The organism is Streptomyces parvulus, assembly GCF_014648855.1.
Lineage (GTDB): Bacteria > Actinomycetota > Actinomycetes > Streptomycetales > Streptomycetaceae > Streptomyces > Streptomyces parvulus.
On record NZ_BMRX01000022.1, the window covers coordinates 73,395 to 79,969 of the forward strand.

Genomic DNA, 6,575 nt, shown 5'->3' on the forward strand with positions numbered 1-6,575 from the left:
CCCCGCGGGGAGGGCGCCCCGCAGGCCGCGCTCCCCCCGGCCGGTGCTCAGCCGCGGGTCCGCCGGAAGGACGCCGCCGCCGCGAGGAAGGCGTCGTTCTCCGCGGGGGAGCCGATCGAGACGCGGACTCCCTCGCCGGCGAACGGGCGGAGCGCCACGCCCGCCGACGCGCAGTGGCCGGCGAAGTCGCCGGTCCCGTCGCCGAGGTCGAGCCAGAGGAAGTTGGCGCTGCTGGGGGTGGTGTGCCAGCCCTGTCCGGCCAGGGTGTGGTGGACGCGCTCGCGTTCCTTGACCGTGCTCTCCACGCGGGCCGTCATGGCGTCCTGCTCCCGGAGTGCGGCGATCGCCGCCGCCTGGGCGACGCCGTTCACGCTGAAGGGCGGGCAGGCCTTGCGCAGGGCGTCGGCCACGGCCGGGTGCCCGACCGCGAAGCCGACCCGGAGGCCGGCCAGGCCGTAGGCCTTGGAGAAGGTGCGCAGGACCACCACGTTGGGGCGCCCGGGGCGGAGGGTCAGGCCGTCGGGGACCCCGTCGTCGCGTACGTACTCGCGGTAGGCCTCGTCGACGACGACCAGGCAGTCGGCGGGGACCCGGTCGAGGAAGGCCTCCAGTTCGGGTCGGTGGAGCACCGTCCCCGTGGGGTTGTTGGGGTTGCAGACGAAGACGAGCCGCGTCCGGTCGGTGATCGCCGCGGCCATCGCGTCGAGGTCGTGCGTCCCGTCCTTGAGCGCGACCTCGACGGGCGTGGCGCCGGCGAGCCGGGTCAGGATCGGGTACGCCTCGAACGACCGCCAGGCGTAGAGGACCTCGGCGCCGGGCTCCGCGACCGCCTCCAGGAGCATCTGGGCGACGCCGACGGAGCCGCAGCCGACGGCGATGTCGTCCTCCGGCACGGCGAGGCGCGCGGAGATCTCGGAGATCAGGTCGGCGCAGGCGTTGTCCGGGTAGCGGTTGACGCCCAGCGCCGCCTCGTGGATCGCCCGCACCACCGCGGGGAGCGGCTCGTGGGGGGACTCGTTCGCGGCCAGCGGGAAGTAGTGGCCCTCGGGTGAGCGGATGGGCTCGCTCTGCCGGAAGCTCACCAGTTCGTCCAGCGCGGAACGGATGCGGGGCAGCTGCCCGGGCAGGCCGGTGGTGGCGGGGTGGGCGGACATGCTCGTTCTCCTCGGGCGTCGTTTCAGTCGGTGGGCCTGGGGACGAGGGAGACCGGCAGGCTGCTGTATCCGCGGAGGAACGTCGAGTAGAGCGGCTTGGGGTCGCCCGTGAGGTCGATCCGGTCGACCCGGTCGACCAGGGTGTTCAGTACGGCGGTGATCTCGGCCCGCCCAAGGTAGGAGCCGAAGCAGAAGTGGGGCCCGTAGCCGAAGCCCAGGTGCTTGTTGGGCGTCCTCGCCAGGTCGAAGCGGTCCGGGTCCGTGAAGACGCTCTCGTCGCGGTTCGCGGAGGTGTTCCAGAGGATGACGTGGTCGCCCTCGCGGACGGTCCGGCCGCCGAGGGTGGCGTCGGCGGTCGCGGTGCGTCCGATGTGCATGGCCGGTGTCGTCCAGCGCACGATCTCCTCGACCGCGGAGGCGATCGTGACGCGGCCCTCCTTGAGTGCCCGCCACTGGTCGGGGTGCTGGGCGAAGGCGAGCACGGCTCCGACCATGGCCAGGCGGCTGGTGTGGTCGCCCGCGAGGATGAATCCGTAGCAGTTGAGGACCACCTCGTCGTCGGTCATCGGCTCGCCGTTGATCCGGCAGGTGGCCATCGCGCTGATCAGGTCGTCCTGCGGGTCCTCGCGGCGGGCCTCGATGATCTCCTGGCAGTAGACGAGGAGTTCGTTGCGCGAGAGCCAGACGTCCTCCTCGGTCTGCCCCTCGTCGTCCGCGCTGACCGCCTCCCGGCTCAGGTCGAGGACGTACTTGTGGTCCGCCGGCGGGAAGCCCAGCAGATCGCAGATGGTCCCCATGGGGATCACTTCCGCGACCTCCTTGGCGAAGTCGAAGGGGCCGGTGCCGACGGCGGGGCCGAGGACGTGGTCGACCCGCTGCTGCAGTTTGTCCGTCACCCCCTGGCGGATCCGGGGGCTGAACGCCTTGAGCAGGATCGTCCGCATGGCGTTGTGCCGCGGTGCGTCGGTGAGTGCCAGGATCTTGCCGGCCGCCGGGTCCCCGCCTGGCTTGTGCAGCGAGGACATCATGTTCCCGGGGCGCGAGCTGTACCGCTCGGGGTCCCGCAGCACGGCCATGGCGTCGTCGTAGCGCGACACCACCCAGAACGCGGAGCCGCGGTCCGTGGCCGGGTGCAGGTACACGGGCCGCTCGGCCCGGACGCGGCGCCAGAAGTCATCCATGCCGGTGCGCAGGAAGGTGTGCGGGTCCGTGAGGTCCACGCTGTCGAGATCGTCGTCGAATATGCCCTTGTCCGGCATCGAAGCTCCTGGTCTTGTCAGGATGGGTGACTACCGCGGGGGTTTTCCCGCGCCGGTGAGATCGGCTGTCAGCGTCGCCAGTCGGTCCAGTCCCGCTTCGATCTCGTCCGGCGACACCACGCTCACGGAGAGCCTCAGTTGGTGCTCGCCGCCGCGGCCGTCGTAGAAATGGCTCATGGGCGTCCACAGCACGCCGTACTTGGCGGCCCCGTACTCCAGTGCCGCGTCGTCGGCGACGAAGGGGACGGTGACCACGACGAAGAATCCGCCGCCGGGCGTGTTCCACGAGACCCGGTGGTCACCTCCCGGGGGGAACCGCCGGCGCAGCCCGTCCAGCAGCAGCCGCAGGTTCCGGCCGTAGAGCCGCTTCTCACGGGTGTTCGCCTCGACGAGACTGCAGTCGTGCTCCAGCAGCTTGCCTCCCGCGATGGCCTGGGCCAGGGGCGGGGTGTTGACGGTGAGCATGCTCTTGATCTTGGACAGTTCGTCCGCGAAGAGCACGGGGCCCCCGTCCGCACCGGCCACGCGCTGGTCCGCGACCACGTAGCCGATCCGGGCTCCGGGAAAGCAGGTCTTGGCGAGCGAGCCGAGATAGACGACCCGCCGCGACGTGTCGAGGGCCTTGAGTGTGGGCGGGCGCCGGCCGTCCTCGGCCTGGAACAGACCGTACGGGTTGTCCTCCAGGATCAGCAGGTCGTGCTCCGCCGCGATGTCCAGCAGCCTCTTCCTGGCCTCCAGGCCGAGGCTGGACCCGGAGGGGTTGGCGAAGTCCGGGACCAGGTAGAAGGCCCGCGGCCGCTGCCCGGCGGCCCGTGCCCGCGTGATCTGCTCGACGAGGTGGTCGAGGTCGACGCCGTCGTCGGTCTCCCGCACCGGCCGGACGGGCATGTCCACCAGCCGCGCGGCGCCGGCCAGTCCGACGTATCCCGGTGACACCGACAGCACGACGTCGTGCTCGTCCGTGCGCAGCGCCCGGAGCACCAGGAACATCGCCTCCTGGCAGCCGACCGTGACGACGATCGACTCCGGGTCGACGTCGACCCCCTCGTCGCGGGCGAGGTTGCGGGCGAGCAGCTCGTGGATGATGCCCTTGGTCCGGCCGTACTGGAAGAGGGTGCGGCGGACGGCCTCCGGGCTCGCGCCCCGCTCGGCCGCGAGGTGGTCGCAGAAGGTCCGCAGATACCGGGGAAGGTCCTCGACGTCGAAGAAGTCCTCACTCGGGCGGCCGGCGGCGAGCGAGATGGCGTCCGGGAAGCGGCCGGCCACCTCGTTCAGGAAGTTCATGGAGGCGAGCGCCGGATCCCGGAGCGCCGCGTGCAGGCGGTCCGTGCTCAGATCGGCGGCCAGGAGGTCCACTCCACTGTCGTTCATGCAACCTCGCTTCCTGGGAGGAACGGCGGTCCCGCGGCTACTTCAGCGCGGCGTCCGGCTCCGGTGCCGGGGTGGTGGCTTCCTCGGTCGCTTCCTGGATGGAGCGGTTGCTGAGCGCGGGCAGCGTGACGAGGGCCACCGCGACCATGAGGAGGCCGCCCATGACGAAGGGCGCCTTCAGACCGAACTCGGCGGCGAGGTAGCCGCCGAGGATGCCGCCGAAGGGTGCGCCCATCAGCGAGATCAGCCGGCTCGCGGACATCACGCGTCCACGGATCTCCGGCGGGGCGAGACGCTGCCGCAGCGCGCCGACGATGACGATCTGGACGCTCATCGAGAAGCCGATGGTGGCCATCATCGCGCCGGCCACCCAGGGGCTGCCGGTCAGGCCGAGCCCCACGACCGCCAGGCCCTCCACGGTCATGCCGACGCATCGCATGCTGCCGACCTGGATCTTCTTGGAGATCGAGGAGGACATGAAGCTGCCGATGAAGGCACCGACGGCGGTCGAGCTGAGCAGCAGGCCGTACCCGATGTCACCGAGTCCGAGCTGGTTCTTGGCGAGCAGGACCAGCAGCGCCATCTTGGCGGTGAAGACGAGGTTGCCGATGGCGGCGGTGCCCGCCAGTGCGCGCAGCACGCGATGCCTCAGCAGCCAGCGCAGTCCCTCCGCGACCTCGGCGCGGAGGTTCTTGCGGGTCGGCTCCTCGGTCGGGGCGTTGCCGAAGTCGCCCTTCAGCGAACCGACGAAGACGGCACTGACCAGGAAGGAGATCGCGTTCCCGACGAACGGCAGGGCCTGCGACAGGGAGAAGAGCGCACCGCCGAGCGGCGGCCCGGTGAGCTGCTCGCCGTTGATCTGCGCCGCCGAGATGCGGCTGTTGGCCCGGATGAGCGCCCGCTCCCCGGAGACGACCACCGGCATGACCGCCTGTGCGGCGATGTCGAAGAAGATGTCTCCGCAGCCGAGGGCGAAGCCCGCCACGATCAGCAGGCCGATACTGGCCTGGTCGGTCAGTACGGCGACCGCGAGCAGGGCGAGGACGACGATCCTGACGAGGTCCGCGCGGAGCATCACCTTCCTGCGGTCCCACCGGTCCACCAGCGCGCCGGCCGGCAGGCCGAACAGGAACCACGGCAGGGTGCCGATGGCGCCGACCGCGCCGATGAGCAGCGGATCACTGGTCAGGTGGACGGCGAGCAGGGGCAGTGCGGCCATCTGGACGCCGTCGCCCAGGGACGAGGCGATCGTGGCCACCCACACCTTGTTGAAGCTGCTGCCCAAGTGCGGCTGGGCTTCCTTCTCTTTGCCGATGACTTTCAACGGTTCTCCTGAGGATCTGTTTCCGGGACAGCCAGCCTCGCGGCCAGGATCCGCCCGATTTCGGACAGCGGACGTGGTTCGGTCATGGCGCCGTGCACGCAGTCGATGGCATGGACTTCCACGCGTCCGCTCGTGTACGGGGACCAGACGTCGGGGGTGGGATCGCCGTCCGTCCGGTCGGCCGCCGCGGCGAAGAACAGGATGTCGCCCGTGAACTCGCCGACACGGATGCGGTCGCTCAAGTTGGCCGTGTTCACGAACACTTCGACCAGCGCCGAGAACTCGTCCGTGCCGAGCCCGGCGAGCGGACTGTCGGGCGATGTCGGGTCGTGCCCGACGGACTCGGCGATGGCGCTCAGCACCCCCGGGCTGTCGTACGACAACCGCTCGCCCTCCCAGCCGTCGGTGGGCAGGTAGCTGTCCATCAGGGCGAGCAGAGCGACCTCCTCGCCCTCCTCCTGGAGGCGGACCGCGACGGCGTGCGCCACGATCCCGCCGAAGGACCAGCCCAGGAGCGCGTACGGGCCGGAGGGCCGGACCGTCCGGATCTCGTTCAGGTAGTCCTCGACCATCTCCTCCAGTCCGGGCGCCGGGGCGTCCGGCTCGCTGAACCTGCGGGCCTGCAGGCCGTACAGCGGCTGCCTGCGGTCCAGATGGCCGAGGAGCCCGGAGTAGGCCCAACTGAGCCCGATCGCCGGGTGGATGCAGAACAGCGGATCCAGGTCCCCCTCGGCCCGCAGCGGAAGCAGGACCCCCAGCGACTCGCCCGGGGAACTTCCGGGTGCCCGGTCCAACTGCTGGGCGAGGGCGGCGACGGTGGGCGCCTGGAAGAGGGCCCGCACCGGCAGTTCCACGCCGAGGGCGGCCCGGATGCGGCTGACGAGGCGGGTGGCGAGGAGGGAGTGGCCGCCGAGTTCGAAGAAGCTGTCGTCGATGCCGACGGCGGGGACGTCGAGGACTTCGGCGAGCAGGCCGCAGAGGATCTCCTCGCGCGGGTCGCGCGGTCCCCGTCCCGTTCCGGCCGCCAACGGCAAGTCAGGAGCAGGGAGGGCCCGGTGGTCGACTTTGCCGTTGTTGGTCAGGGGGAGTTGGTCGAGGACGATGAAGGCGGTGGGGACCATGTACTCGGGGAGCAGGCCGGCCGCATGGGCGCGTACGGCTTCGGTGTCCACGGTGGTGTCCCCGTCCGGCCCGACGAGGTAGGCGGTGAGGCGTTTGTCGCCGGGCTGGTCCTCGCGGGCGATGACGGCGACCTGGGCGAGTCCGGGGTGGCGGCCCAGTACGGCCTCGATCTCGCCGAGTTCGATGCGGAAGCCGCGGATCTTGACCTGGTCGTCGGCCCGCCCCACGAACTCCAGCAGGCCACCGGCCGACCAGCGGGCCAGGTCACCCGTGCGGTACATACGCCCGCCGTCAGGGCCGAAGGGGTCGGCGACGAAGCGTTCCGCGGTCAGGTCCGGGCGGCCG

The 6,575-nt window shown here is 71.1% G+C and carries 5 protein-coding genes; all 5 read right to left on the reverse strand.

Translation table 11 applies throughout. The annotated features are described in order from the left end of the window. Positions 1–47: 47 nt before the first annotated feature. Entirely contained in the window at positions 48–1,154 is a 1,107-nt protein-coding gene (gene hisC, locus IE108_RS32595) for a histidinol-phosphate transaminase (protein ID WP_064732255.1), read from the reverse strand. Positions 1,155–1,177: 23 nt separating this feature from the next. After that, on the reverse strand, positions 1,178–2,413 hold the full coding sequence (locus IE108_RS32600) for a cytochrome P450 (RefSeq protein ID WP_064732254.1): 1,236 nt from the start codon (positions 2,411–2,413) through the stop codon (positions 1,178–1,180). 30 nt (positions 2,414–2,443) lie between these two features. Next, positions 2,444–3,784 carry an aminotransferase-like domain-containing protein gene (locus IE108_RS32605; RefSeq protein ID WP_064732253.1) on the reverse strand — a complete coding sequence of 447 codons (1,341 nt, stop codon included), beginning with the start codon at positions 3,782–3,784 and terminating at the stop codon, positions 2,444–2,446. Positions 3,785–3,821: 37 nt separating this feature from the next. Next, the gene (locus IE108_RS32610) at positions 3,822–5,069 is read right to left on the reverse strand and encodes an MFS transporter (protein ID WP_064732252.1); all 1,248 of its coding nucleotides are present in this window, start codon (positions 5,067–5,069) and stop codon (positions 3,822–3,824) included. 35 nt (positions 5,070–5,104) lie between these two features. After that, the coding region (locus IE108_RS32615; protein ID WP_189397819.1) for a thioesterase domain-containing protein at positions 5,105–6,575 on the reverse strand (1,471 nt) is incomplete at its 5' end.